The organism is Candidatus Zixiibacteriota bacterium (genome assembly GCA_040753875.1).
In the GTDB taxonomy this organism is placed as follows: Bacteria; Zixibacteria; MSB-5A5; order GN15; family FEB-12; genus DATKJY01.
Genome location: JBFMDV010000036.1, coordinates 89329 through 116282 on the forward strand (window position 1 = coordinate 89329; position 26954 = coordinate 116282).

General features: G+C 57.1%; 23 protein-coding genes. 2 read left to right on the forward strand and 21 right to left on the reverse strand.

Features of this window, described 5'->3' with window-relative positions; all coding sequences use genetic code 11:
- Positions 1-295: 295 nt before the first annotated feature.
- From guaA to AB1644_13455, 11 genes are all read right to left on the reverse strand, one after another.
- Complete coding sequence (gene guaA / locus AB1644_13405) at positions 296-1837, reverse strand: glutamine-hydrolyzing GMP synthase (protein ID MEW6052044.1); 1542 nt, start codon at positions 1835-1837, stop codon at positions 296-298.
- On the reverse strand, positions 1837-3444 hold the full coding sequence (gene nadB / locus AB1644_13410; GenBank protein ID MEW6052045.1) for an L-aspartate oxidase: 1608 nt from the start codon (positions 3442-3444) through the stop codon (positions 1837-1839). The genes guaA and nadB overlap by 1 nt, the downstream gene beginning before the upstream one ends.
- Complete coding sequence (gene lpxK, locus AB1644_13415; protein ID MEW6052046.1) at positions 3444-4529, reverse strand: tetraacyldisaccharide 4'-kinase; 1086 nt, start codon at positions 4527-4529, stop codon at positions 3444-3446. The genes nadB and lpxK overlap by 1 nt, the downstream gene beginning before the upstream one ends.
- Positions 4522-5784: a glycosyltransferase N-terminal domain-containing protein gene (locus tag AB1644_13420; GenBank protein ID MEW6052047.1), complete on the reverse strand. Its 1263-nt coding sequence runs from the start codon at positions 5782-5784 to the stop codon at positions 4522-4524. The genes lpxK and AB1644_13420 overlap by 8 nt, the downstream gene beginning before the upstream one ends.
- Positions 5781-6887 carry a lipid-A-disaccharide synthase gene (gene lpxB, locus AB1644_13425; protein ID MEW6052048.1) on the reverse strand — a complete coding sequence of 369 codons (1107 nt, stop codon included), beginning with the start codon at positions 6885-6887 and terminating at the stop codon, positions 5781-5783. The genes AB1644_13420 and lpxB overlap by 4 nt, the downstream gene beginning before the upstream one ends.
- Positions 6888-7889: a Gfo/Idh/MocA family oxidoreductase gene (locus tag AB1644_13430; protein ID MEW6052049.1), complete on the reverse strand. Its 1002-nt coding sequence runs from the start codon at positions 7887-7889 to the stop codon at positions 6888-6890. It abuts the gene before it with no gap.
- A 96-nt stretch (positions 7890-7985) separates the two neighbouring features.
- On the reverse strand, positions 7986-8486 hold the full coding sequence (locus tag AB1644_13435) for a hypothetical protein (protein MEW6052050.1): 501 nt from the start codon (positions 8484-8486) through the stop codon (positions 7986-7988).
- Positions 8487-8521: 35 nt separating this feature from the next.
- A complete protein-coding gene (gene lpxA / locus AB1644_13440) occupies positions 8522-9295 on the reverse strand; it encodes an acyl-ACP--UDP-N-acetylglucosamine O-acyltransferase (protein ID MEW6052051.1) in 774 nt (257 codons plus the stop codon).
- A complete protein-coding gene (locus tag AB1644_13445; GenBank protein MEW6052052.1) occupies positions 9292-10683 on the reverse strand; it encodes a bifunctional UDP-3-O-[3-hydroxymyristoyl] N-acetylglucosamine deacetylase/3-hydroxyacyl-ACP dehydratase in 1392 nt (463 codons plus the stop codon). The genes lpxA and AB1644_13445 overlap by 4 nt, the downstream gene beginning before the upstream one ends.
- Before the next feature lie 501 nt (positions 10684-11184).
- Positions 11185-11442, reverse strand: a complete 258-nt coding sequence (locus tag AB1644_13450) for a hypothetical protein (protein MEW6052053.1) — start codon at positions 11440-11442, stop codon at positions 11185-11187.
- 300 nt (positions 11443-11742) lie between these two features.
- Positions 11743-12288, reverse strand: coding sequence for a sigma factor-like helix-turn-helix DNA-binding protein (locus tag AB1644_13455; GenBank protein MEW6052054.1), 546 nt, complete (start codon positions 12286-12288; stop codon positions 11743-11745).
- Positions 12289-12586: 298 nt separating this feature from the next.
- Here AB1644_13455 and AB1644_13460 point away from each other — a divergent pair, with 298 nt between their 5' ends.
- Together AB1644_13460 and AB1644_13465 are read left to right on the forward strand one after the other, a co-directional pair.
- Positions 12587-13369, forward strand: coding sequence for a type II CAAX endopeptidase family protein (locus tag AB1644_13460; protein MEW6052055.1), 783 nt, complete (start codon positions 12587-12589; stop codon positions 13367-13369).
- 357 nt (positions 13370-13726) lie between these two features.
- Positions 13727-15646, forward strand: coding sequence for a DUF4097 family beta strand repeat-containing protein (locus AB1644_13465; protein MEW6052056.1), 1920 nt, complete (start codon positions 13727-13729; stop codon positions 15644-15646).
- Positions 15647-15658: 12 nt separating this feature from the next.
- On the opposite strand, the gene AB1644_13470 is transcribed toward AB1644_13465, so the two are convergent.
- From AB1644_13470 to hutU, 10 genes are all read right to left on the reverse strand, one after another.
- Positions 15659-16996: an HDOD domain-containing protein gene (locus AB1644_13470; GenBank protein MEW6052057.1), complete on the reverse strand. Its 1338-nt coding sequence runs from the start codon at positions 16994-16996 to the stop codon at positions 15659-15661.
- A gap of 76 nt (positions 16997-17072) precedes the next feature.
- Positions 17073-18293: a ribonuclease H-like domain-containing protein gene (locus AB1644_13475; protein ID MEW6052058.1), complete on the reverse strand. Its 1221-nt coding sequence runs from the start codon at positions 18291-18293 to the stop codon at positions 17073-17075.
- On the reverse strand, positions 18280-19218 hold the full coding sequence (locus AB1644_13480; GenBank protein ID MEW6052059.1) for a HEAT repeat domain-containing protein: 939 nt from the start codon (positions 19216-19218) through the stop codon (positions 18280-18282). Before AB1644_13480 ends, AB1644_13475 begins: the two co-directional genes overlap by 14 nt.
- Before the next feature lie 3 nt (positions 19219-19221).
- Positions 19222-21165, reverse strand: coding sequence for a hypothetical protein (locus AB1644_13485; protein MEW6052060.1), 1944 nt, complete (start codon positions 21163-21165; stop codon positions 19222-19224).
- 62 nt (positions 21166-21227) lie between these two features.
- Positions 21228-21641, reverse strand: a complete 414-nt coding sequence (locus AB1644_13490) for a rhodanese-like domain-containing protein (GenBank protein MEW6052061.1) — start codon at positions 21639-21641, stop codon at positions 21228-21230.
- Entirely contained in the window at positions 21641-22117 is a 477-nt protein-coding gene (locus tag AB1644_13495) for a hypothetical protein (GenBank protein ID MEW6052062.1), read from the reverse strand. Before AB1644_13495 ends, AB1644_13490 begins: the two co-directional genes overlap by 1 nt.
- A gap of 1 nt (position 22118) precedes the next feature.
- Positions 22119-23075: a PorV/PorQ family protein gene (locus AB1644_13500; protein MEW6052063.1), complete on the reverse strand. Its 957-nt coding sequence runs from the start codon at positions 23073-23075 to the stop codon at positions 22119-22121.
- 69 nt (positions 23076-23144) lie between these two features.
- On the reverse strand, positions 23145-23630 hold the full coding sequence (locus AB1644_13505; protein MEW6052064.1) for an LptE family protein: 486 nt from the start codon (positions 23628-23630) through the stop codon (positions 23145-23147).
- Between the two features lie 39 nt (positions 23631-23669).
- Positions 23670-24938: an imidazolonepropionase gene (hutI, locus tag AB1644_13510; protein ID MEW6052065.1), complete on the reverse strand. Its 1269-nt coding sequence runs from the start codon at positions 24936-24938 to the stop codon at positions 23670-23672.
- Between the two features lie 14 nt (positions 24939-24952).
- Positions 24953-26605 (reverse strand): urocanate hydratase, encoded by a 1653-nt coding sequence (hutU, locus tag AB1644_13515; protein ID MEW6052066.1) that lies wholly within the window; start codon positions 26603-26605, stop codon positions 24953-24955.
- Between the last annotated feature and the right edge of the window lie 349 nt (positions 26606-26954).

Genomic DNA, 26954 nt, shown 5'->3' on the forward strand with positions numbered 1-26954 from the left:
CTCTTCCTTCTTGTTACTCACTGACATCCTCTACTTGTATTAACGATGGTGCTGGGAGGTGTGATAATCTCTCCCCGCCAATTCCTGGCGTGACGCGCTGAGCAGAGTTGAAACATGAGCCGCTGCACAAGCATAAGATCACACCTGTATAGGTGTGTTACCGGTTTAAAAACAAGGCCATTTTCTCTATGCCAGAGTTGCAGTGGTGTCGGGGTCCCCGCCCGACAACCGCTTCGACTCGACAGAGCCGTCAGGCCGGGACGCCTGACGGCACGGTGGAATGCAAGAGCCAGCCCTATTCCCACTCAATCGTCGCCGGGGGCTTGGAGGAAATGTCGTACGTCACGCGGTTTACCCCCTTCACCGTGCGGATGATCCGATTCGAAATGTGCGCAAGTATATCGTAGTCAATCCGCGCCCAGTCGGCGGTCATACCGTCAACCGAAGTCACCGCGCGAAGCGCCACCACGTTCTCGTACGTCCGTTCGTCCCCCATCACGCCAACAGCACGCACCGGCAGCAGCACCGCGAACGCCTGCCAGATATCATCGTAGATCATCCGGTTGTGCAGCTCCTCGATGAACACGGCGTCAACCTCACGAAGCAGGTCGCATCGCTCTTTGGTGACATCTCCCAAAATGCGCACCGCCAGCCCTGGTCCTGGGAACGGGTGCCTCCGGATAAACTGCTCCGGCAGACCGAGCGCCCGTCCGATCGCGCGTACTTCATCTTTGAAAAGCTCCCTTAGCGGCTCGATCAGCTTGAGCTTCATGCGCTCCTTGAGCCCACCCACATTATGGTGCGACTTGATCGTGACCGACGGCCCCTTGAACGACACCGACTCGATCACATCCGGATACAATGTCCCCTGCGCCAGGAAATCGATCTCTCCCAGACGCTCGGCTTCGGATTCGAAAACATCGATGAAGCTCGCCCCGATGATCTTGCGTTTCTTCTCGGGATCTTCGACCCCTGCCAGCCGTTCGAGAAAGAGGGCCGAGGCATCCACCGGGTGCAGGTTAATGCCGAGCGTTGTCAGCATGGCGACGACGTCTGTGAATTCATTCTTGCGAAGTAAACCGGTATCAACAAACACCCCCTGCAGCCGTTTGCCGATCGCTTTCGAAAGCAGCACCGAGGCAACAGTGGAGTCCACACCGCCGGATATTCCCAGCACTACTTTACCATCCCCAACCTGTGCCTGTATTCTGGCTACTGTCTCGTCGATAAACGACTCCGCCGTCCAGTCACCGCGGAGGCCGCAGATATCGAAAAGGAAGTTTTGGATGATCTTCTTTCCTTCAATCGTGTGATGCACCTCCGGATGGAACTGGAGACCATATATTTTTCTCTGTTCGTCGGCCACAGCCGCCACATGCAGCGATTCGGTTGAGCCGACCAACCGGAACCCCTTGGGCATGTTTACAATCGAGTCGCCGTGTGACATCCAGACCTGGCTCGTTGGCGTAACATTTCGCAAAAGTGGTGTGGGCTCAACCACGCTGAACGCCGCCCGGCCATATTCCCGCTTATCGCTGCGTACAAGTTCACCACCAAACTGGTCCGCAAGGAGTTGCAGGCCATAGCAAATGCCGAGTATAGGGACGCCTGCGTCGAAGAACGGACGGCTCACACGGGGGGCATCAGGGTCTTTCAATGACGACGGCCCACCCGATAGTATGTACCCTCGCACATTTCGGTTCGCGAACAGAGACAAGTTCGTGTCGAACGGCACGATCTCGCAATAGACATGCGCTTCGCGCACGCGGCGGGCGATCAGCTGGGTGTATTGCGATCCGAAATCGAGGATCAGCACCATTTCATGGGCACGGGCCATCACGATCCCTTCTGTAGTTTGAGCCCGGGTATGATCGTATCATGCAGGAAAGCCTCTTTTGACTCCGGCATCTCCTCGAGATATTGCAGACCACGCGATTCTTTGCGCGTGATCGCCGAGCGGATGATCAACTCCGCGACAGTGGCCAGATTGCGCAGCTCGACCACGTTGTACGTTGCCGGTGTCGCCAGATAATATTGCTCAATTCCGTTCTTGATCCTCTGCACCCGTTCGAGAGCCAGTTGCAGGCGGTCAAGGGTGCGGACTATCCCCACGAAGTCGGACATCACGCGGTTGAGTTCGCGTCGGTCATGCGCGATGAGAATCTTCTCACGCGGGAAACTGAGCGACGAGTGAAACGCCCGTTCTATTGGGACTGACTCGGTGAAGTCGGCCTGCCGGAAATATTCGCACGATTTATCCGCGGCGAAGCGCGCCATCACGACCGCTTCCAAAAGCGAGTTCGAGGCCAGGCGATTGGCGCCATGCATACCGGTCATGGCCACCTCGCCGGCAGTATACAAGCCGCGAAGCGACGTCTCGCCCTGAAGGGTCGACACCACCCCGCCGCAGGCATAGTGAGCCGCCGGTACGACCGGTATCGGCCGCTCGGTGATATCGACGCCGTACCGCAAGCACTCTTGATATATGTTCGGGAACCGTTTGCGGATATGGGCATGGTCCAGATGCGTGAGATCGAGCAGCACGTACTCGTCGCCGCTTCGCTTCAGTTCTTTGTCAATGACACGTGCAACCACATCGCGCGGCGCGAGGTCTTTCAACTCGTGCGCACCATCCATAAGAAACCGCCCGTCGTGCGCCCGAAGCCTGCCCCCTTCCCCGCGCACCACTTCCGAGATCAGGAATGGCTCCCGGCCCGGACTATAGAGAGTGGTAGGATGAAACTGTATGAACTCCAGATTGGCGACGGCCACTCCGGCTCGATAGGCGATCGCCACACCATCACCGGTAGCGATCTTTGGATTGGAGGTATGGAAATACACCTGTCCCAGCCCGCCGGTGGCCAGCATGGTGACCGGGGCATAGAATCCCTCAAAACTGCGTTCTGCTTCGGAAAACACATACGCCCCGCCGCAGCAGTCGACGCCGCCCGAGCGATACGTGATGAGATCCAGCACGATATGATCGCGGAATATCGCGATCTGGTCCGGTTTGGAGCGGCAAGCCGTCAGCAGCGCCCGCTCGATCTCACGTCCGGTGAGGTCCGAGGCGTGTGCCACGCGGGGGGCGGAATGTCCCCCTTCTCTGCCGAGGTCAAACCCGGCGTCCGTCATCGTGAACTGCACGCCGTAATGCATCAGTTCCTCAATGGCCGATGGTCCCGCCTCGACGATCGCCTCCACCACCTCCCGTTTGCACAGGCCGCATCCGACCTGCAATGTATCGGCGATATGCGCATCGAACGAGTCGGTGTTGGACAACACGGCGGCGATCCCGCCCTGCGCACGGTTCGTGTTGCTGGCGGTTTCCGCCTTCTTGGTCACCACGGCGATGCGCGCTTTGGGTGCACGCGCATTCGCCTGCAGGGCATAGAACAACCCCGCTATGCCGCTGCCGATAACGAGGAAATCATAACGACGGTCCATCAGTCACCTGTCGACATACGACCGAGTTGTGTTGCAATGAACGCGATGAATTGTTCGGCCTCCGGCTCAAGTTTCACAGTCTGTGCAACATAATAGATTTCCCGCCCGAAATCAAAGCTGCTCACTTTCGTCCAATCCTTGGCCGTCGTGAGCAGGAAGTCCGGACGCTGTTGTTCGGCCAGTCGACGGATCTTCTGCAGGAGCGTCTGGTCGTAACGCTGATGGTCCCCCAGTTCCAGGCCGTGAACCACTCGCGCAGAATGTTTCTCGACCTCCTTTCGCAGCGCCGGGAAATTCCCCACCCCGGCAAACAGCATGACCGATTTGTCACGCATATAGGATACTGGAAAACGCCGCCAGTTGCCCACCAGTTCCGACAGACCAAACTCGGCGCGGTAACGCGGGGCGGTCGAGTTTACTCGCTTCAATCGCGCCGTCAGTTCCGGCAAGTCGGCGCCAAGACTCGCTCGCGAAAGCACAATCACGTCGGCGCGTTTCAACCCGGACAGTGGTTCTCGCTGGATGCCCAGCGGAAACAGGTGGTACAGACGTAGCGGTACTGAGGCATCAATCACCACAACATCCAGGTCGCGTGCTAATCGCGCATGCTGGAATCCGTCATCGACAATGATCAGATCAACCTTCCCACTTGCGGCGAGATGTTTTGACGCCTCCGCTTTCGACCGATCAACGGCGATAACAACTTCAGGGAGCATCTGCGCGAGCAGTTTCACCTCGTCGCCGATCTCATCAGCGGACAGCCCCACCAGTTGTTTCCCGTAGCCGCATACCGTTTGCTTCCCCCTTCGGCCATAGCCCGACGCTGCGATCCCGACGCGCCAGCCTCTTTCCGACAATTGCCGAGCAATGAACGCGACCAGCGGTGTCTTGCCAGTCCCGCCAACAGAGATATTGCCAACCGAAAGGACAGGAACTGACACCTTGACAGTCACGTGGCTCAATGACCGCCTTGCGAGGTGGAGCAAGTAATAGGCAAGTGACACCGCCCAGAGGAGTGGTCGCAGTAGGGTCCACGGCGTGAATCCCTCACATCGCAGGACCTTCTTCCATATCCGTTCAAGCATGGCCGAGCCGTTTCAGAATGTAGTCTCCGGCGATGGCAGTGGCCGACCGCTCCGCATCGGAATCCTGCTTCCGGCGGAATCTCCGCTTCCCCTCGATTATCTCGCGCACGAAGGCACAAAGCATGTCGCCATCCCGCACCTCGGCGCCATATTCCCCCCTGCAAATATAATCAGCCGATTCTCGAACATTGCCGGTTGATGGTCCAAACAGCACCGGGGTGCCAGACCACACCGGTTCGAGCAAATTGTGTCCCCCCAGCGGCTGGAGTGTGCCACCGACGAATGCAAGATCGGCGGCCGAGTAGATTTCTGCCAGAAGCCCCATCCTGTCAATAATAATCACTGCCGTATTGGTCAGCAAAGTATTGCCCGGTTGCTCGCAGTGCTCACTATGGAGAATTGGCCGCAGTCCTGTTGACTGGACCAGTGCGCAGACCTCGGAAACACGATTCACATGACGCGGCGCCAGACAGAGTCGCAGTTGGGGGAAAGCCGGAATGAGTCGCACGAAGCAGTCGAGCAAAATCTCCTCCTCACCCGGACGCGTGGAGCCCGCTGCCAACAGGAACATCTCAGATGTTATGCCCAGATCACTGCGGATCTGCTGTCGCCGTGCTTCAGATCGCTCCGAGACCGGCGCGTCGAATTTCATGTCACCGGCAACGACAACTCGATCCTGCCCCACTCCAAAATGAGAGAAACGCGAGAGATCATCTTTCGTCTTCAGAAAGAATCGCTCGTAACCGGAAAGAATCCTGCGCATCGAGCCGCGAATCAGTCGGTACTTACCGAACGACTTTACGGTCATCCGCCCATTCACTTGAACGATCGGCACACCGCGCCTGGCTGCCTCAACCGCCAGGTTCGGCCATATTTCAGTCTCGGCGATGACAATCAGTTTTGGGTGAAGCGCGTCCAGCGTCCGGCCTACCACCCGGGGAACATCGAGTGGGAAAAACGACACGCCAATGCCCGGATCGACCACCTGCGAGGCAATCTGGTAGCCCGCAGGCGTCATTACTGTCACGTGTGCCGATAGAGACGGGTCCCGACGTTTCAAATAGTCGAGCAAATAACTGATCACGCGCACTTCGCCGGCAGACGCCGCATGTAGCCAAAGTGTGGCCGGTTGTCTGAGATTAGCCTGCGCCAGACGTCCCCGCCACATGTTGGAGCCGCCGGCCGATTTGACGGCCGCATAGGGGTAGATTACGAGATAGATAAGATAGGTGATCAAGCGATACAAAAGAATCATAGAAACCCGTTCACCAGGCGGGCCGCTCGCTCCGAGGCGCCAACGCCGCCAAGCAGGCCCGGAATCTGGTTCAGACGGCGGCAGACCCGCTCCGTCAATGCCGCATCACGGTGGAATCGTTCCAGCTCGGCGAACATCGATCGCTCGTTGGCGTCATTCTGAATCAGTTCCGGCACCACCTTCTCGCCCAACACCAAGTTGACCAACCCGATCTTGTCGATAGTGACCAGACGACGCGCGATCTGATATGTCAGAAACCCGGTCTTGTACACCACCACCATCGGCCGACCGATTATTGCGGTCTCGAGTGTGGCCGTTCCCGAGGCCGTCAGCGCAAGATCGCTTTCATACAGAACGCTCCTGGTGTCGTCGTAGCGTACGGCGATCCCCGCATCCCCAAACGGCCGCCAGTGACCCTCGTAATCATATCCGTTGCGAAGCGCCGCGACCACCGCCGTCGAGCCATACTTCCGGTTGAACATCTGCGCGGCGGCGAGCATCGAGGGAAGCATCCGGGCGATCTCCTGCGGTCTTGAGCCCGGCAGAAGCGCGATCTGACCGCTCTTGGGCGGCGCTGAACCGATGTACTCGCTGGGGATATCTTCGAGCAGATAATGACCGACAAACTCGGCCCGCACGCCGCTTCCCCCATAGAACTGCTTTTCGAACGGAAGAATCACGATCATCAGATCGATCAGTTCCCGTATCTCGGCTATCCTCCCTTTTCCCCAGGCCCAGAGCTGCGGCGAAATATAGTACACGATTGGTATCCCCAAATGTTTGATTCGCCGAGCCAGCCGCAGATTGAATCCCGGGTAGTCGGCCACGAGAATGCACGATGGTTTCCTGCGCGTAATCTCCTCGACACATCGATTCATGAGATCGCGGAAGAACCAGAATCGTTTCGCCACCTCCCAGAAACCGAGAACGGCCAGGTCCGCACTATTAGCAAGTTGCTGCTGACCGGCTTGCATAAGCGCTGGCCCGCCCAGCCCGAACAGTTCCAGCGCGGGGTGAATTTCCCGAAGGGCTCGCACCAAGCGGCCGGTGGCGTTGTCGCCGGATGGGTCACCGGCAGATACAAAGAGAAGCGGCCTCGCCATCTACGCCGTTTCTGTCGTCATGCGGGCAATCGAGGCCAGACCGATCCGCTCGACCTCCAGCGCCACGCGCAGCGCTTCCGTTGCCTCTTCGAGCGTGACGGCTACCGGTGTCCGATGAATCACTGCCTCCAGAAACGACGCCAGTTCCGCACCCAGCATATCCTGGCCGTCATCAGCTTTCTTGAGATACACAATATCACGCCCGGATTTTCCCAGCGGCACGCGCATGCCGGCGCTGTTATCGCCTGGCGCAGCCATGCGATAGACATCAGCCTGCTTCTCAGCGAGGTCAAGCGAGTAGTAGCCGGACTTCTGGAAAATCCGCAGCTTGCGCATGGCTCGAAGTGAAATTCGTGATGCCGTCAGATTTGCGGCGGCCCCATTGGCAAAGGTGAGTCTGGCGTTGGCAATGTCGGCCTGGTCGGACACGACTGCCACCGCCGATGCCTGAATATCGACCATCGGCGACTTGATGAATTTCAGCACCAGATCGATATCGTGAATCATCAGGTCGAGCACGACCGCCACATCGGTGCCGCGTGGATCGAACGCTGCCAACCGATGCGCTTCAATGAACGATGGCCGGATATCGTATGCATCGAGCGCCCGCACCGCTGGGTTAAACCGCTCGATCTGGCCGACCGTTACCACTACGCCTTTCGCTTTCGCCCGTTCGCGCAGCTTGACCGCCTCAGTCAGCTGTGCTGCAATCGGTTTCTCGATAAGGCAGTGAATCCCCCTCTCAATCAAAAACGATGCCACTTCAAAGTGGGCTGTTGTGGGAACTACGATAGTAGCGGCATCGACCGCGCCAGCCAGTTCATCCAGCGATGAAAACGGCTTTACGTGAAATTCCGCAGTATGTTTGGCCGCCTTCTCGCCGTCTATATCGTACACACCGATCACCTGTGAGAGCGGCAACTGCGCCAGCCAGCGCAGATGGTGTCTCCCCAAGCCGCCGACACCCACAACGGCGGTTTTCAGTTTTCTCGTTTCTGTCACAGTTTATGCCTCTCGATTCGTTTTCTCCTATGTAGAAACCTGCTCTCGGTGCGAAACACGAGCCGTTGCGGCGCTGTGCGCCGATACCAGTCGGCCCTATGCATCATTCCCCACCGGAACCCGGAATATCGTCAGCATCGCGACCAGAGGAACTACACACAAAAGCCCCACCATGATCCAGAACAGTGCCGCCGGAACGCTGCTTCTGCCCGCGGTACCGGCGCTTGCAATAGTCTCGAATATGAGAATAAACAGTCCGTTGAGCAAGATACCGAGGGTGAGTGCAAAGACAGTCAGACGATCCACGAATCGGCTCTTCCGCTCCGGCGTCGACAGCCAGTACTCTTTATTGGGGACATTCACAAGTGTTGGCTTGATCCGCCCCAGCCACGGCACAATCATCACGATGACATTCATCGTGATAATCACCATGCTCCAGAGCACAAAGAAGTTCCTCTTCGGCGTAAAGTCCCGCGGCTCGCCGGAAGATTCGAATGAACAGGGCATCGGGTCCGGGAGTTTTGGATATGCCTCGATTCCCTGCCACAAAAGGATGGCCAGCGTGAACAACCAGAGTATCAGCAGTGTCTTTTTCATATCGTCGCGTGGCCGCGACCGAACGGCCGATAGGCCTATTTCACGATGCCGCGATTGGAGCGGCCCAGAAAACCGAGCACTTGCTCGATCTCCGGACCAATCTGGATCTCCCCGCGGATTCGCGCCACCGCCTGCGAGGTGTTCAGACCGGAGAAAAACAGGATCTTGAACGCCTGCTCCAGCTGCTCAATCGTGGCTGCAGCAAAACCCCGTCGACGAAGCCCGATCGAGTTTATCCCGATCACCTTCAGCGGATACCCCGCCACCAGTGCGTACGGGCAGATATCCTGCTGCACGCGAAACCCACCACCGACCATGCAGTGCGCGCCGATCTTGACAAACTGGTGCACCGGCAGCACGCCCCCCAGAATGGCGTATTCATCGACTTCCACATGTCCCGCCAGATTCACCGAATTGGCCATGATGACATTGTTGCCGATAATGCAGTCGTGCGCCACGTGCGCGTACGCCATAATGAAACAATTAGTCCCGAGTGTCGTCTCGCCGCGCGCCTTGGTGCCGCGATTGATCGTCACATATTCCCGCACCACTGTATCGTCACCGATCACGGCGCTCGTTTTCTCGCCGCCGAACTTGAGATCCTGCGGCTGTGTGCCGATCACCGCACCGTGCGACACCCGCACGTTATTGCCGAGAACCGCGCCGTCGGCCAGGAGCACATTCGATGCCACCGCGCATCCTGAACCGATCACCACGTTGTCTTCCACGATCGTATACGGCCCGATCGTGACATTATCGGCTACCTGCGCTTTGGGAGAGACTATCGCAGTTGAATGGATATTACTCATCGGTCGATCACCATGGCCATGAAATCGGCGCTTGCCACAAGGTTGTCATCCACGAACGCCTGTCCGCTCATCTTGCACGTGTTTCGGCGGAACGCCTGCATTTCCAGTTCGAAACGCAACTGGTCCCCCGGAAGAACCGGCTTGCGGAATTTGGCGTTGTCAATCGAAAGAAAATAAACCAGCTTCGTTTCCGGCTGCTCGATCGCGTTTAACAAGAGCACCCCGCCGGCCTGGGCCATTGCCTCCAGTATCAACACCCCCGGCATGATCGGATGCCCGGGAAAATGCCCCTGGAAAAACGGCTCGTTGATAGTCACGTTTTTGATAGCCGTCAGGTTCTTGTCCGGCACCAGGTCGATGATCCGATCCACCAGCAAAAACGGATACCGGTGCGGCATGATTTTCATGATGGCGTTGATATCGAGAAACGTCCCGGTTCCATTGGCGCGGTACCGCCCGGCGATCTTCTTCTTCTTGTACAACTCGCGCATTTTTCTCGCGAGCGCCACGTTCGCCTTGTGACCGGAACGCCCCGCCAGCACGTGCCCCTTAAACGGCACACCTATGAGAAACAAATCCCCCAGCAGGTCGAGCGTCTTGTGCCGCACCGGCTCATTATAGAACCGCAGCGGAATATCGTTGATGATACCGGTCTTGCCGACAAAGGCATGTTCTTTGAGATTCAATGCGCGGCGAATGCGGTCTACCTCAATCTGCCCAAGGTCAGAATCGTAGATGACCACGGCGTTGTCCAGCCCGCCACCTTTTATGAGTCCATGCGACTTGAGCATCTCTACCTCGGACAAGAAGCAGAACGTCCGAGCCGGAGCGAACTCATCGACAAATTCTTTCTCGAGGTCTACGAGTGTCGTGTACTGTGTCCCCAGCGCCGGATTCTGGTAATCGATCATAAACGTGATGCGCAGGTCGTTTGATGGCGTCACCACCAGATCGACCCGTCGGTCCGGTTCGCTGTACGACATGGGAGTATCGATCTCGAGATACTGTTTGTCGGCGTCCTGGTCGGCTATACCGGCTTCCAGAAGCTTGTCAACATACGGCTTGGCGGAGCCATCCCCAACCGGCGGCTCGTTACCGTCGAGTTCGACAATCATATTGTCGAGTTGCAGGCCGGCAAATGCCGCCAGCACATGCTCGACCGTGTAGACCTTCGCTTCCCCCTGCTGCAATGTGGTGCCGCGGGAGATGTCGACCACGTGATCGATATCAGCGATGACCGAGGGCTTGCCGGGAAGGTCCGCGCGGACAAATAAGATTCCGTGATCCGGGGGGGCCGGCTTGAATATCATGGTGCAGTTGGTGCCGGTGTGAAGACCGATGCCGGTCAGTGAGATTTCGCGCTGGATAGTTCGTTGCTTCTCGTACATACTTCTGCTATAAGGCTACAGTCGGACACCCGGAAGTCCAACTCCTGCAATCATCTAAGCAATTGTTTCCAAACAAGATGGCGGGAGTATACGAAGAACGCCGGGGTGACTCAAGCGGTTTTTTGGGTTGCCGGTAGGTCGGGTTCCGAAGCGAGTCACGCGCTTGACGTGACGAATGGAGAAACCCGACGTCATGGTGACTCTTGCAAGATGCTGATGCTTGGGTGACGAGTCATTGCGAGACGGCGCGTTGCGCGGCGGCGAAGCAATCTCGAATTCCCCTCTTCGCCGCAAAACGAGATTGCTTCGGCGAAACGCCTCGCAATGACTTGTCTTAGGGGTACCACACCGTTTGCCTGGGTGCCCCACAGCTTGCTGTGGGATTGTGACGTTTGAAATGTGTTCTTCGGATAATGAAATACCGAATCGCACAGCAAGCCTTCGACTTCGCTCAGGCCGACGGCTGTGCGTCACCCATCGACAGGACTGCCTTGCTGCCGCCTACACCTCCTTCAGCGCTTTCACTTGTCGCAGCCTGCGGAACAACTGGATGTACTCCTTCACCATCACCTCTTCCGCCTCGGACAGCCCCTCCATCATTGGAATCCCGATCCGGATCACCGCCCGCACCATATCCGCGGTCGTTCGATCATACTTCTTCGCCAACGCTTTCAGCCGCGCCTTGAGTTCGTATGAGACGGCGATATTGAGGCAATGCTCGCCGCGAATCTTGGCATTTTGCTCTTGCTGATCATTCATGCTCTTTCTCCTTGTCTTGTGGTCATATTGCTCTGTTCGTGGTTCGACTGCGCTCACCAGGGCGCAACCGGACTAACCTCAAACCACGAGGTTGTTCTCCCTCTCCCCTCAGAGGGGAGAGGGTCGGGGTGAGGGGTTCCGAGTGGTGCGGGAGTCATCTCCCTACACAAACCCACCCGCGAGCGGGTGGGCCACCCAGCGTGTAAACCATTTTCCCGGTCTATTCTGTAAGCCATGTTACCGATTTGTACCGTTTCCCCCTCTCCCCGCTCAGGGGAGAGGGTTGGGGTGAGGGGTCGCTCAGTGATACTTCTCGTGCCCGATCAATTGCTGCGGCGTCTTAATCCGCAGTCCGAAGCGATCGCGAATGGCGCGAATCACCGGCTTCCAGGTGTCGCACGGGCCGCGCGACTCTATCAACTCGTCGATTTCCTTCCGACGACCGGATGAACAGATCAAGCAGCTTCGACCGGTTTCAACCCGCCGCAGCCCGAACTCGTCTTCAACGAATCTTGCCAGTTTTGTTCTGAGCTTTCGGATCGCGCGATGGTGCAGCGCTTCGAGTTTGTGGACCGGCCGTCCGGTTAATTCAGACATCTCACGGTACGTGATCCCCTCAAAATGGAACTTGTAGATGAATTCTGACTCATCCTCAGTAAGAGTGGTCAGCGCCTGCCGCACCGCCAGGGTGATTCTCGCCGTCCTGGCACTTTCACTGTCTGCCGTGCCGGTGAACGCCAGCCTTTCGGACAGTATCTCAAGGGAGAGAACCTCTGGCGCTTGCGGGGCGTGGGACGCCGTCTCCACCCGCCAATTCTGATAGACGATTCGCCTTTTCGTAACCACCAATCCATCCCCTTCGCAGGTATTAAGGAGTCCGGGAAACCGGGTCGAGTTTCTTTCTTAGGCAAGCTATCGAGTGAAGACCTTGTCGCGCTACCACATGGGGGTCATGTGATTCTGGCAGGGATATGATCTGGGCGTCTCACGTGAATCACTTCAAATTTGTGGGGTGCAAAAGGGTACGACTTTTGCCCATCGCCAGTGTATGAATTGGCGTATATTCGGCGGACGCTTGATGAGAGAGAAAAATGGCCGATGATAGTAAGATGCAGACGTTCATAGCAGGTTTGGACCGATAGCCATGGAGCAGTCCCGTTACGAGCGTGAGACCGTCTACCCGTTGCCGGGGACGGCAAGCTACCCGACGACGCCATACGAGTTGTTCAAGTTCGAATCCGGCAACGAGCAGTTCCGCGTCTCGCGGTTGACTTACGCCTCGCTGGTGTTCTTGCTGCTGCTCTATCCGGGCGTCTCGTTCCTCGGCGCGGGTGGGGATCCCAGGGAGTTACTTCGTAACCTGACTCCTGGCGTGCTGATGGTTCTTCTGGTCACGACTGTGGTATTCCAATGGGTCATCTTCCTGCTCAACTATGTTTCGATATTTCGCGAGGGGACCGGCCTTACCGGAATTGGCCTCGGCAGGCTTCGACTAGTTGACCTGCTGTGGGCGGTGGCATTTTTATTGGCTGCCAACCTCATTCTATCCGGCCTTGCCTGGGGGCTGGGTCAGGTCGGTCTGCCGATGCCCGGCGAGGTGGGCATGCTGATCCCAAAGGACGCTGCAGGGAAAGTTGTCTGGGTGGTGGTAGCCCTCACGGCTGGGTTCTGTGAAGAAGTGGCCTTTCGTGGGTACCTGATGACACGGCTTCGCCTGCTGGGGCGTTTCAAGAACTGGCTCGTCCCGACCATCCTGTCGGCGGTTGCCTTTGGCGCTTGCCACGCATACCAGGGAATTCCCGGCTTCATTGTCATCACGGTCTATGGTGTCATGTTCTCACTACTGTTCATTCATACCGGGCGGCTGTGGCCTTGTATTATCGCACATTTCCTCCAGGATTTTGGCGCCCTTTTCTTCCCGCACTGATACCGTCTTCTGCAATGTAATGCACAGCAAGAACTTACGGAGCAGCATCAGCCGCCATCAGAAAAGTCGGTGCGACATCTCCAAAATGCCCAAATCTTCCCCCCGAACAGGCCGCAGGCCGGTCGCATAACCTTTTGTTTTGCTTGACGTTGTGCAGGGAATATACGAAACAACCCACGTCGGAGATTCGTAAACGAGATTGATGAAGACTGCCCTGTGGGATTGTATCAATGGTACCAGATGAACTCCACGGGAAGAACGCTTGACGAAAGGTATATTAGATTTGAGAATGGATTCTGCGTGTTGTGAACATCCATGGGACTGGCAGCAATAGCATTGGTCAAAGGGTTGCGTACAGTGAGAAGTAGTAGAACCAGAACTGAATCCGAACGTGCAGGGTTCATCGCACTTGTTGTCACAGTTCTTCTGGCCAACCTCGCTGCTGCTCAGACCGCCCTCCCCCCGAATATCGAAAACTCCAAGCCGCAAAATAAGAAGGCCATCGTACTAAGCCGCGAATCGAGAGAGTTGGCCGAGGAATACGCCGACCTGCTGGAGGAACTCCGGGACCTGACCGCCGACTACCAGGAATATCTGGAAGAGTACAACGACAAGATCCTCAGGCAGTACCAGGATCAGCTCAGTGCTCTCGCCGGCCGAATCGACAACGGCACCTATGCGTCCGAGCCCGAACAGCTATCCGCCGACCTTTTGAAGAGCGAGACCGAACTTCAAAAGCTCGAGACTGAGATTCAGGAATCGAAGACAGTGTATCCGGTGAAGCTGTTTTACCTGGTGCGGGGTCTTCGCCGTGAGATGAGTTCCACACGCCGGCTGTTGCTGGATGAAATGGAACAGAAGCTGGTTTCGCATAACGTCCAGCTTGCGGCGATAGAAGAGTATGTCAGAAGTGTGCTGGAAGGGATACAAGTCAGGTGGGAGACCGCACCCGATGGCAGCACTATTTACTACGTGCAATCGGACCCTTCCGCGCCGAGGCCCCGTGTGTACGCCAAAGTTGTCCTGACCGAGGACAGCACCAAAGCGCCGGAGCATCCAGAAGTCGGCTTTGCCGTCCCAGAGCCTCCCACACCCCCGGATGTAGATTACGCGCCGGTCGGCACGCCGCTCGCACCCGGCGAGGTTGGACAGTCGAAACTGCTGACGGCCAATGTGACGGTCGATTCGGATCGACTCCCCATCGCTATCTTCAGCCGGATGGGAGATGTCGAGGTCCAGGGCTCCGAAGGTCAGCAGATCGCCGCCGAGCTGTCGATCGAGGTCTCCGGCGAATCCAGGACGGTGGAAAAGAAGTTCCTGGCGGGCACCCGGCTTGAAGTCACTTCCAGCGACAAAGGGTACGACATTCGGGCGACTATCCCGAGCGACAGATCCCGCTCTCTGCGCGTTCTCAACTCACGCCTCGTCGTCTCCGTACCCGCGCGCAACTATGTCGTCTGTGAAAACAGCTACGGCAACGTTACCATTACCGAGCTCCAGAACGGTGTGCGTGTCAAGGGCAGCTATTCGTCCCTCGACATTTCGGAGATCAAGGGGGGCGTGACGGCCGCGACCACCATGGGGGCCGCGTCGATATACGAGGCCTCCGGGCCGATTTCAATAAAGACCGCCTACGCTCCAGTGACCGTGGCCACCATACGCGGAGACGTCACGATCGAGAACGCCTATGGAACAGTGGTGGTTTCCGATTGTCGCGGCAAGGCCACCATCACCAATTCGGGCCAGGTCAGCATTTCTGATCACGTCGGGGATGTAAAAATCACCAACACGCTCGGCCCGGTCGAGATCGCCGACATCTCCGGCAACGTGCGCGCCTCGAACGCCTTCCAGCCGGTGAGCATTCATAATGTCGATGGGTCCGTAACGGTGGAGAACAGCAACTCGGCCATTCAACTATCGGAGATCGGCGGCATGCTTTCGGCCAGCAACAAGTTTGGCCAGATCATGGCCGAAGACCTGCGAGGTCCGGTCAATCTGGTCAATCAGAACGGCAATGTTATCGTGGCGCTTGACCGGGCTCTCGGCGGCACTTCGTCGATACGCACGACTTTCGGCAACATCAACGTCAGCGTACCGTCGACGGCCGACCTGTTCGTCGACGCCCGCACGGTGTTTGGTGATATCCGGAGTTTTATGCCGCTCAAGGTGATTGGCCAGGGAACATCCAAGGCGGCGGTTCTGACAATTGGCAAGGGGGGGGATTCTCTACTGCTGGTGGGCTCCAACAGCTCGATCGTCATCGACGAAAAGCGCTGAGCGTTCGCTCTTCTATGTCCCAACCGTCTCGGGCTGTCGTCCAGAAGGCGATGAAACAGTTTCCTGCAGCTTGGTCAGTTGTTTCTTCAGGCGGTTTTCCAGATCGATAATGTGCGTCTCGGCATGATAGACGGTGGTTTCAAAACTGGCCAGATTCTGAAGCTCTTCCATCACCGCGCTGATCGTATTCACGCCGCCGGTTATCACGTGCATCGCCATCGCCAGTGAGCCGTCGACATCCCGCACCTGCCCGCTTTTGATAGCATACTCGACGAGCTGGGCGCGACCGAGAATGGTGGCCGTCGCGTTGTTCATATAATGGTTGATCGTCGCCGTGATGGTCTTGACCGATTCCAGCGCCAGTTTCTTCATCTGGTCCTTGGCGATCTGCTGCTGCATGCGTCGGTTTTCGCACAGCAGATTCTCGACCGTCATGTACTGCTGGAACAACAGTCGATTTGCCTCAGCGAGCAGGTCATCGACTGTCCCGACTTCCATTTCCAAATACCGTGCTTCCTCGACCGTCCGCGAGAACAACTGCTGCTCGATCTGGGTGAGTTGTTCCTGAGTAAGACAGAGGTTGTCTCGCAGCGTTTGCCGCGACGTGATGGTCTCTACGGGATCTTTGCAGATTCTCTCCACGATGGCGAACCGCGAGATCTGGTTCCCCAGCGACACGATCTGGTCCAAGGCGTGTTCCTGTCCCTGTTCGTGCGGTGGAAACAGCGCATGATGGTGCCCTACTGCTTCGCAGACAGGCTGTGGTATTCGCCACTGCTCCAGAAGAAATTGCGCCACGCGCGCGTGATTGGTCCCGAACTGCTCATCCTCCCACTCGGAAAGTGAACCCTCTTTCTGCGCCCGCTTCCAGACCTCTCGATATTTGTCCGCAAATGCGCTTTCAAGGATCAAAATACCGAGGTCATGCAGCAGGCCGGCAACGAAAGCTTCTTCAGGATGGGGGTATTTCGAGGTCTCGGCTATCAGCCGCGCCGCGATGGCCACTTCGAGCGAGTGGCGCCAGAAGCGGATCCGATCGATCGATGTTTTCCATTGGTCGCTGATCTTGTATACCGAGGTCGACAGGGCGAGCGCCGTGACGGTGCGGGTCCCGAGTGTCACCACTGCCTGTGTCATGGTCCCCACAACCCGGCCAACGCCGTAGAACGGAGAGTTGACGATTCGAAGCACCTTGGCGGTCAGTGCCGGGTCCTTCATCAGGACATTGGCCAGCTCCTTGGCTGAGGCTTTCTCGTCGCGGGCCACCCGGAGCACTTCCGAAAGCGTCTGTGGCAGCGACAACAGGTCCTTGTGCTCGGCGAGGATCTTGGTGATAACGTCGTTTTTCATAGTCGAGCCCAGTCATCCAATATATCGGACGAATGTCGACTTCTTTGAGCGGCGAAACGGTGGGAGTCAGGGTGTATTATTGGCCGAGCCGGGCCATGAGACGATTGACGCGACGGTCAAGCTGATCGAGGTGATGTTTCCCATATGGGCACGCCCGTTGTGCGGCCCGTGCGTAGTGGAGCGCCTGCGTAAGGTCGGGCCGAACGTGCTCGAAATACTTGGCAAGTTCAAGGTTCGCCCAGTATGCTTCGCGACCCTCACGAACCGCAAGTCGCTCCCAGATATCGACCGCTTCCGGCCAACAGCCACTCCGCTTGAATGCATGTGAATGATACAACTGAATATCGGTCGGTAACCCGTCATTGGAGGATACTTCGAGCTTCATGCCGATCTCGATAACCTTGTCCAGCCGGCGACGCCGACCGTAGACACGGGCAAGCGAGTGCATATCGTCGACCTCAACCAGACGCTCCCCTTCGCTTTGAAACACATCATCGAGCAAGTGAGCCAGGAAGTACAGACTGACGATATCAAGGCGATTGTGCTCGAGTACTTTGGGCAGTAACGCCAACGACTCCTCGGCCAGCCATGAAAAATAAACCGATGGGATCAGATAGCCGGGAATATCGTCGGGGCGATAGAAATCGAAAATCTCCCGCTCGATATTCACCAGCGAACAATCCCGCAATCGACGTTTGAACAATCGCCGCGTGCCGTGCAGGAGATCGAGATGGCGGAGCTGCGGAACTGTCCGCGCAACTCTATTGATGACAACCCGGTCGTTCAATAGCGGCAGGTCAAACGCCGCCCCGTTGTAACTGACCAGGGTCTTGTCGGGAGCAAACTCGTTCATGAGAACTTCGAGCATGCCGGCTTCATCGGGGTAATCAGGGATCAGGTACTGTCGTATTTCAAACCCCTCGGGCGTCGATGAACCGAAACCGACCAGAAACGGTACTGCCCCGGTTCCGCCCAAGCCGGTCGTCTCGGTGTCAACAAAGAGCATGGTGCCGGAGTCGACCATCCCCTCGGTTTCATCGGCGCTGAACGATGACATCGCCATGAGGGGAGCACCGGCAAGATCGCCGAGCGTCACTCGCCCATGACAGTAATGATCGGGATAGGTTGTTTTGACGGAGCAGAACGTCCCGGCTCCGGTTGATACCAACTCGGCACCGAGACTTTCGGCCAGCTTTTCATAGCGCGATGACACCGATGGTTTCCGCGCTGGTATCGGGGAGGTCACAAGGTGACGCTTGAGGGCATCCAGTCGGGAGCCGAGTTCACGGTCGGCCATGGGAACGATTCGCGATGGCAGATTCGATTTTCAGTCGGACAAGCCGGTCAGATTCGAGCATGAAGTACGTTTCCTGATAACCGCAGCGGTCCGATGGGTCCGCCTGGAGTAATCCCAGTGCGGCGTGGGCGCGTCGGCTGGGATCCTTTGCTTGTGTCTGGTACAACAGCGCCTCCTGGGCAGGTTCGGTGCCGAGCTTACCGAGCAGTTCGCAGCCGAGATTACCGGCCTGTGGATTCGGGGATTCCAACGAATCCACGACCGCCTGCACTACAGTAGCGGTATCGAGGGAGCACAGGGCGGCAGCGGCCGAAAGGCGCGCTCCGTAGAAATCATCACCCAGCATATGAACCAACATATGTATCGCACCGTTCATGCGCAATTGCCCACAGGCAACCGCAGCGGACTTGCGGACCAGCCCGATCGAGTCCGAAAGCCTCTGCACGACCACATCCTCTGCACGACTGTCTTTTATTTTCCCAAGCGCACCCAGAGCCTGTTCGCGGACCTGCCACCGCTTATGGGCGGTGATATCGTTAAGAGCCGGCACCGCGGCGGAGTCGAGGACCTCCCCCAGCCCCATACAGGCCCGTTCGACCGCCAGACCATCCGCCTGTTTCAGCGCCGTCACCAGGAAAGGCGTGGCGGGCTTCCCCATTTTCTTGACTATCTGCATGAGCGTCACACGATCACGAGCCGATTTCGTATTCAGCTTAGCCACCAGCACTGGCATTGCCTCAGCACCCATGGCGGCCAGGGAGTCGATTGCGGGCTGCACCATTTCGCGGAATTTGACCTCGCCCGATGACGCGATCAAAAACAGCGAGTCCACCCGGTTCTGGGGTGGCCGTTGCGCCGCCGCGGGCAGCGAAAGCACTACATGAAATATCACCACAAGAGAGGCGGCACCAATCACTTTCTTCATCGCCTATGGCCTCGTCGCCAATGTATCCTTTGGCGTCTCTTCGATATCCATGCCGCCCCCCCATTTCGATGCTGTTTTCCAGAAGGCGTTGTTCCGACCATGTCCGTTGTACTGGTCGGCGCCGCCGAGATCAATGAGGAGGCCGATCGAGCCGAAGTCGCGGCGGCTATCACCAAATCCCTGGGTATTGACGGTGTCTTTGACGAGATACCGGTCCTCCCCCTCATTGTCTATCTGGATTCCCACGCCATTGGCCGAACCGGCTCCTTGCGACAAGTCGTACGCCGTATAGGTGTCGTTACCGTGACGGTCGAGAATCAGCCCGCAGGAATAATCGTGCCCGCAGCCATGCATCAGCCGTTTGCCGAAATAGACGTCGTTCCCGTAATCATCGATCAGCGCGCCAAGCGTCATGTGCGTGGCCGCACCCTGTGCGTATTGGAACGATTGATAACTGTCATTGCCCGATGAGTCGTACAGGATGCCCAGCGACCACCAGTAGCTGGCTCCCTGGGCAAAGATATCCGAGTAATAGGTGTCGGACCCCTTCAAATCGACAATCGCGCCGATCCCGCCGGAGAGTGTGGGGCGAATTCCGTAGCCGAATCCCTGCGACAGCGACAGGTAATGATCGCGGAATCTGAGATTATCTTTGTATTTGCCGCCGGCGTAGTAAGAATCGGACCCATCCAGCTCATAGATCGCACCCAGCCCCTGTACGAAACCGAACCCCTGCGAATACACTGCGGCGTTATAGATGTCCCGGCCGGACTCATCAATAAGCAGACCCAACCCGAATGTCCCGGCCCCCTGCACGTGCGTATCGCCGTCGTACCGATCATTGCCGCCGGCATCATACAGAAGTCCAAACCCATAATAGCCGGACCCGAGACCGAACGACCTGGCGCTGTACTGGTCGTCACCGCCGAAATCAAGCAACAGCCCGACCGAGAAACAACCGGAGCCAAGCGTGTAATCGGTCTTCGCGATATAGCGGTCGTTACCGCTCAGATCCACGATGATAACACCGTGCGGATGGGCCGGATCGTAGGTGAGTTCGTAGCTGTCGTTACCACCAAGATCGAGAATGAACTGAAAATCCCCTTTGTAGATATCATCACCCGCCCCTCCTACGGCCCAACCCTTTTGCTTGCCCAGATACAGGTCGGTCTTGACTTCAGTTGGAATGAAGCCGCTCGGCTTCACCATCCGCTCAGCCGCCCCTTTGGAGCTGTCGAGATATGAACGAAGCTCGGTCAACTGAAGTAAAAGCTCACGCAGGCAGTCGATACCGGCGGCCACGATCGGATCCTTGTCGATACGGGGACCGAACACCGCAAAGCTGTCGGTGTATTGCTCCTGAGCCTTCTCGATTGAGTCCAATTGCTCCGCCGACATGAACTCCTCCCTTTCATCCATGGTGACCAAGCTCTTGAATTCATTGCGCAGAAAACTCTTCTGCCTGGCCGTCAGCAGCGCCAAAGACATCTCAGTCGATCGCGGGAATATGACATCGAGATATGTCGCCGCTTGCGTGAGAAGCTGGTTGAGGTACAAGTTGGTATAGTAGAGCGTATACTTTCGCTGGACTTCCGAGCCATCCGCCCGATACGGTTTGGAACGGCCACTCTGGTATTCCCCGGCCATGTCGCGGAACAGAATTCCTGCCGCGATCTCCGGCTGCCCCTTGGCGTACGCCCCGCGAAACGTTCCGGCATGATCGATCATGTCGAGCGGACGCTGCATCAGGTCGGCAACTACCCGCAACCGCAGCGAATCCGGTTCGGTATAGTCCTTTCGGAACGAGATGTCATCAGGCCTCAGGTTGAGGTAGTCCGTCAGGCAAGCGATCCCAAACCGCTCAGGACTAACTGAAGCCGAGTCCAAGGCAAGAGCAGGCCCTGCCGACAGCAGTAACGCGATATTTATGATCAGAAATTGTTTCATGGGCCGACTCAGTATAGATATCGGCGGGAAAAGGGGTCAACAACAATGAAAATGAGGCTATTCTACCTGCCTGAGACCGTCTCGTAGCCGGCCGCTTTCCAGGCGTTGATTCCCCCCTCGACATTAAACACCCGCGTATAGCCGACCGATCTCAGATACCCGGCCGCAATAGCGCTTCGGCGGCCACTGCGACAGAATGTATATATCTCCGCGTTCTTGTCGGCAGGCAGAAGATCCAGCGAAGCACCAAGACTATCGAACGGAATCCGCTCGTCGGCGAATTGCAATCTCTCGGTCAGGAACTCCGGTTCAGTCCGGACATCAAGCAGATAGATTTCATGGTCAGAGTTCGCCTTCTGATGGAGTTGCTCGACTGTTACGTGCGGCACGGAGGATTTGTCGCTTGACATGGAGCAGCCGGAAAGGAATTGCGATACTATAAAGAGGGCACCGATCGCGTGCGCGATCGCGCGCACTACTGCCTGGGCTCCTCGACAGTCTTGAAACTGTAGATCTTCCACTTGTCGTTCACCTTGTGCAGTCCGAAAAACGTGCGGTACCCCTTGGACGCTTCCTTGTCGACAAACGTGACCTCGACCGTCGCGGCATCGGGCGAAACCTGCGCCTCATTCACTATTCGCTGATATGAAAACCACCGCCGCTTGGTCAGGCCGTTGTCGGTCAGGTCGTCAAGCACGTCCTTTGGATTGCGGAACACCCGCGGGCTGTCGGTTTGGAACGCATAGTCCTGATCGATATTTTTCATGAGGGATGCTAAGTCCAGAAGATGCGCCAAGGTCGCCTGGTCGTTCTTCTCCATGGCGCCGAAGAACGATATCACCACCTGGCGCGGGTCACCTTCGGTGGGGTCACTGCCGGTGCAGCCGGCGATCAGGCCGATACCTATCACGAGATACAGGCCAAGGTGTCGTGAGGTTCGCATCGCCGTCATGTCAGAGCCCTCCTGTCAAGGTAATACGATGGCTCTCTCCCAGATCGGCGGCCGGTGTGTAAGCGTAGGATATCTGCATCCTCTTGACATCGAACCCGACACCCAGCGAAAGCCCCGCCCAATTGTCATCGGAATTCTGCGCCCGATAGTTGGTCCCGAAACTGTTGTAACCAAGCCTCAGGTAGATCGGCTTCAGCCGTAGATACTCTGCCCCTATCGCGACAGCCGGGTCGTTGTCGACCGGCACCAGCACATCACCGCTGAAAATGGTATTCAGACCGCGCGGTTTGGCCGCGCCGCCTGCCCGGAACATCATCGGAAGTTTGTCTTTGTCATCGCCCAGTCCGGACAACTGAACACCCAGATTCTGTATCATCACTCCGGCGCTATAGCGCCCGCGATTGGCCGTCCATTTGGCACCCAGGTCAACTGCCACACCGGTAGCCGAGAAGCTCTGGACTTTTTCGTAGATGAGTTTGGCCGTGGCGCCGAACGCGTAGGCTTCACGATATTTCATGGCCAACGTCCCAGCCAGCACCAAGTCACCACCGCTGAATGTTCCGGTGACATCACCCGCCAGATTCGTCTGAGTAAAATCTCCGTAATTGAGGTAATTGAGATGCAGAGCCATAAACTTCGACCCGCTCATCGGATGAACCAGGCCCACAACACCCGACTGCATATCGACGAAGTAGTTGTGGTATTCGAGCATATACCGATTGGTCAACACCGAGGTTATGCCGGCAGGATTGTAATATACCGAGGCCTCATCATCGGCCAGCCCGGTAAACGCACCCCCCATGCCGATCGCACGGGCGCCCACGTTTATTTTCAGGAACGGGAACGAACTGGTCCCCACGTTGGCGTTGGCACCCGTTGCCGGTCCGCAAGCCACCGCGACCATCAGGATAACTACAACAACACTATACCACGCGGGAAGCCGACTGCTGATATTCATAGATCCGCCTTTTTTTCGAGTATAGCTGGAGCGGTTTGGACTGTCAACGTTTATCAGTTTCACAGCGGCCTACCACGACTTGGTTGTCTTGTTCAGAACGGCCTCGACCAGCCGCTTTCCAGCCAGCTTCTGGCCATCCTCTTCGGTTTGGGTGGCAGCCTCATACGGCCCCTCCTGTGTGAACTGCTCTTTCCACATATCCGTCTGGTCCTTGGGATTCTGCAACGCTACATCGAAGCTCATGATCACTTTGTATTGCTGAACGATATCGGACGTATCGTACACGCTGGCCACCCGCTCATAGCGAACAAGCGTTCCGGTCAGCAGCGCGTCGGCGTTGGCCGCCGAAACCACTTTGAGCGTGCCGTCGGCGATAAAGGCATCGACAACGATCTCGGTCAACCGGTCGGTGAGTCCGAACTCTGGCGTCTTGTTATCGAACGGCTGCACCGCGATCGTCTTGATATCTGATTTTCCCTTGGGGTTGAACGTGTACACGCCACAGGAAAGAAGCAACGGAAGAAAGATCATCATGGCCCGGAAGATCCGCCTCATAGTCGTTACACCCGCAACCATGCCGACTGTTCCCCCAGCCTATCGGGAATGCGCCACTTTTCCATTCTTAATGACACTCTTCACCAGATTCACACCATAATGATACGGCAGTTCCCGGTAATCGTCCATATCCCAGATGACCATATCCGCCGGAAGTCCTGCGGCCAGGATTCCGATCTTGCCGCCTCGACCGACCGCACAGGCCGCATTGACCGTCACCGCCGATAGCGCTTCTGCAGCCGTCATGCGATAATGCACAGCCGCGAACGATATCATCATGGGAAGAGATTCGGAGTAGTTCGAGCCGGGATTGCAGTCAGTCGACAACGCCACCGCCACGCCCGATTCAATCATCTTGCGTGCCGGGGCAAAGTGCCGGGCCCCCAATGAAAAGCTGGTCCCCGGAAGCAACACGGCCATGGTGCCGGAACCGGCCAGCGCATGTATACCGTTTTCTGAAACATGAATCAGATGGTCCGCGGAGATGGCCCCCAGAGAGGCAGCCAACTCGGCGCCGCCGGTGCCTTCCAGTTCATCGGCGTGAAATTTGATCCCCAGCCCCAGCGACCGTGCTGCCGACTGAATTCGCCGCGACTGCTCATTATCAAACACCCCTTCCTCACAGAACACGTCCGAAAACAGAGCCAGCTTCCGTTTCGCCACAGCCGGGAGCATCTCTTCGATAAGGAGCCGAACATACTCCTCGCGGTTCTGACGATATTCATCGGGGAATTCGTGCGCTCCCAGAAAAGTCGGCACAATGTCGATCGGGTGCGTGTGGTTCAGTTCGGCGATCACTTCGAGCTGTCTGAGTTCGGATTCGGTGGAAAGGCCGTAGCCTGATTTCGCCTCGATGGTGGTCACTCCGTGTTCGAGAAACCGATCCAGCCGACACCTGGTTTTCTCAAGCAGCGTTTCGGCAGAGGTCTTGCGAAGATCCCGTACGGAGCGTCTGATACCGCCGCCGGCCCGGGCTATCTCCATGTACGATTTGCCCTGGAGGCGCATTTCGAATTCATCTTCGCGGGTGGTCGAGAAGACCGGATGCGTATGCGGGTCTATCAGCCCCGGCGTTACCACCGCACCGCCGGCATCGATAACGACCGCATCAGCCTGCAAGGTGATCGACGACTTCACTGCGTTCATCGACCCCACCCCGACTATCATGCCATCACGTGCAGCGATAGCCGCGTTTGTGACTATAGCCAGATCGTTCATCGACGGGCCAATGCGAGGGGATGCTCCCTGCATCGTAATGAGCTGACCGATGTTAGTGATCAGCAGTGAAGCCGGTGACGTGGCGGACATATACAGGCTACGCCCTACTTGAGCATGGGGATCTTAACTTTGTGCTTCCGGGCAAAACCGGTAGCGTCCTTGTAGCCAGCGTCGACATGACGCATGATGCCGGTCCCGGGGTCATTGGTAAGCACGCGCTGCAGGCGGACAGACATCTCCTTGGAACCATCTGCCACAATGACCATGCCGGCATGTATCGAGTTGCCGATGCCGACTCCGCCACCATGGTGAATAGAGACCCAGCTCGCTCCGGAAGCGCAGTTGAGCAGCCCGTTCAACAGTGGCCAGTCGGCGATAGCATCGGAGCCGTCGAGCATCCCTTCGGTTTCACGATTGGGTGACGCCACCGAGCCGCAATCCAGATGGTCACGTCCGATAACGATCGGCGCCTTGATCTTCCCTCGTTTGACATAGTCGTTGATGATCGCGCCGAACTCCGCCCGTTCGCCGTAGCCGAGCCAGCAGACCCGGGCCGGCAGCCCCTGGAACGGCACTTTCTCATGCGCTTTCTGTATCCAGCGCACGAGTGGTTTGTTATAGGCAAACTTGGTGAGGATGATCTCATCGGTGACATGGATGTCAGCCGGCTCACCGGACAACGCCACCCACCGGAACGGCCCCTTCCCTTCACAGAATAAAGGGCGGATATAGGCGGGCACGAACCCAGGGAAGGCAAACGCATTCTTGAGACCGCCGATCTCCGCCTGGCCCCTGATGTTATTGCCGTAGTCGAATACCACCGAACCGGCCTGCTGAAACTTGATCATGGCATCGCAGTGCTTCACCATTGATTCATACGCCCGCTTCATATACGACTTTGGATCAGCCTTGCGAAGCCGGTCAGCCTCGGCCACGGTCAGACCGTCCGGTATATACCCATTGAGTTCGTCGTGCGCTGAAGTCTGGTCAGTCACGATATCCGGAATGATCCCCCGCCGGAATATCTCCGGGAACACTTCCGCGCAATTCCCCACCAGGCCTATCGAGAGCGGCTCGCCCGACTTGGTGTGCTCTTTGATAAGCTTGAGCGCTTTGTCCAGATGCTTCACCTTAACATCGCAGTAACCAATCTTAAGCCGGCGGTTGATCCGGGCCTCATCGACCTCCACCACGAGCGCCGAGGCGCCATTCATGGTCCCGGCCAGTGGTTGAGCGCCCCCCATGCCCCCCATGCCTCCGGACAGAATCCAGCGCCCGGTGAGGTCCCCCTTGAAGTGCTTGTCCGCCACGGCGGCAAAGGTCTCGTACGTCCCCTGAAGTATCCCCTGCGTCCCGATATATATCCAGCTTCCGGCGGTCATCTGGCCATACATAATGAGCCCCAGCTTCTCAAGTTGCCGGAATTTCTCCCAGGTGGCCCACCTCGGCACCAGATGCGAGTTGGCTATCAGTACTCTCGGGGCATGCTCGAATGTCTGGAAAATACCGACCGGTTTTCCCGATTGGACCAGCAATGTTTCGTCGTTTTCAAGAGTCTGAAGAGATTTGACTATGGCATGGTAGCAGTCCCAGTTTCGGGCCGCCTTACCCGAGCCGCCGTACACGATCAACTCTTTGGGCTTTTCTGCGACATCCTCGTCGAGATTGTTATTGAGCATCCGAAGCGCCGCCTCCTGATGCCAGCTCTTGCAGGACAGTTTGACACCATGGGCGGCGGAAACAGTGAGCGGTTTCATGGACAGACTCCCGCGTAATTTGTCATAGTGAGCGCGAATATACTTCCCCGCAAAGCCCAAGTCAAACAATCTGTTAGGCTTGCTGTTCGGCGGCCGGACAGAGTATATTGTGGCCGGTATCAAGGAGCGGAAAAATGGCTCAACACATAGCGCTACCCGCGTTTCATGAACTGAAGGCCAGACGCATTGTCCGAGTTAATTTCAAAAGGTGTGGAAATTGATAAAAAAGTAGCGTAGCCTTTCGGTGAACTCAAAACCGAAGCGGTCGTGTAGAAGCACGACCCACGAAAGGATACGCCGATGACAAAGTACACGAAGTTGAGGAGTGAGACAAGGACAATCGAGGAAT

What these genes read in the sequence shown, in the direction of transcription:
- guaA (MEW6052044.1), bottom strand. Translation starts at nt 1,837, where the DNA reads ATGGCCCGTGCCCATGAAATGGTGCTGATCCTCGATTTCGGATCGCAA.
- nadB (MEW6052045.1), bottom strand. Translation starts at nt 3,444, where the DNA reads ATGGACCGTCGTTATGATTTCCTCGTTATCGGCAGCGGCATAGCGGGG.
- lpxK (MEW6052046.1), bottom strand. Translation starts at nt 4,529, where the DNA reads ATGCTTGAACGGATATGGAAGAAGGTCCTGCGATGTGAGGGATTCACG.
- AB1644_13420 (MEW6052047.1), bottom strand. Translation starts at nt 5,784, where the DNA reads ATGATTCTTTTGTATCGCTTGATCACCTATCTTATCTATCTCGTAATC.
- lpxB (MEW6052048.1), bottom strand. Translation starts at nt 6,887, where the DNA reads ATGGCGAGGCCGCTTCTCTTTGTATCTGCCGGTGACCCATCCGGCGAC.
- AB1644_13435 (MEW6052050.1), bottom strand. Translation starts at nt 8,486, where the DNA reads ATGAAAAAGACACTGCTGATACTCTGGTTGTTCACGCTGGCCATCCTT.
- lpxA (MEW6052051.1), bottom strand. Translation starts at nt 9,295, where the DNA reads ATGAGTAATATCCATTCAACTGCGATAGTCTCTCCCAAAGCGCAGGTA.
- AB1644_13445 (MEW6052052.1), bottom strand. Translation starts at nt 10,683, where the DNA reads ATGTACGAGAAGCAACGAACTATCCAGCGCGAAATCTCACTGACCGGC.
- AB1644_13450 (MEW6052053.1), bottom strand. Translation starts at nt 11,442, where the DNA reads ATGAATGATCAGCAAGAGCAAAATGCCAAGATTCGCGGCGAGCATTGC.
- AB1644_13460 (MEW6052055.1), top strand. Translation starts at nt 12,587, where the DNA reads ATGGAGCAGTCCCGTTACGAGCGTGAGACCGTCTACCCGTTGCCGGGG.
- AB1644_13470 (MEW6052057.1), bottom strand. Translation starts at nt 16,996, where the DNA reads ATGAAAAACGACGTTATCACCAAGATCCTCGCCGAGCACAAGGACCTG.
- AB1644_13475 (MEW6052058.1), bottom strand. Translation starts at nt 18,293, where the DNA reads ATGGCCGACCGTGAACTCGGCTCCCGACTGGATGCCCTCAAGCGTCAC.
- AB1644_13480 (MEW6052059.1), bottom strand. Translation starts at nt 19,218, where the DNA reads ATGAAGAAAGTGATTGGTGCCGCCTCTCTTGTGGTGATATTTCATGTA.
- AB1644_13485 (MEW6052060.1), bottom strand. Translation starts at nt 21,165, where the DNA reads ATGAAACAATTTCTGATCATAAATATCGCGTTACTGCTGTCGGCAGGG.
- AB1644_13495 (MEW6052062.1), bottom strand. Translation starts at nt 22,117, where the DNA reads ATGACGGCGATGCGAACCTCACGACACCTTGGCCTGTATCTCGTGATA.
- AB1644_13500 (MEW6052063.1), bottom strand. Translation starts at nt 23,075, where the DNA reads ATGAATATCAGCAGTCGGCTTCCCGCGTGGTATAGTGTTGTTGTAGTT.
- AB1644_13505 (MEW6052064.1), bottom strand. Translation starts at nt 23,630, where the DNA reads ATGAGGCGGATCTTCCGGGCCATGATGATCTTTCTTCCGTTGCTTCTT.
- hutI (MEW6052065.1), bottom strand. Translation starts at nt 24,938, where the DNA reads ATGTCCGCCACGTCACCGGCTTCACTGCTGATCACTAACATCGGTCAG.
- hutU (MEW6052066.1), bottom strand. Translation starts at nt 26,605, where the DNA reads ATGAAACCGCTCACTGTTTCCGCCGCCCATGGTGTCAAACTGTCCTGC.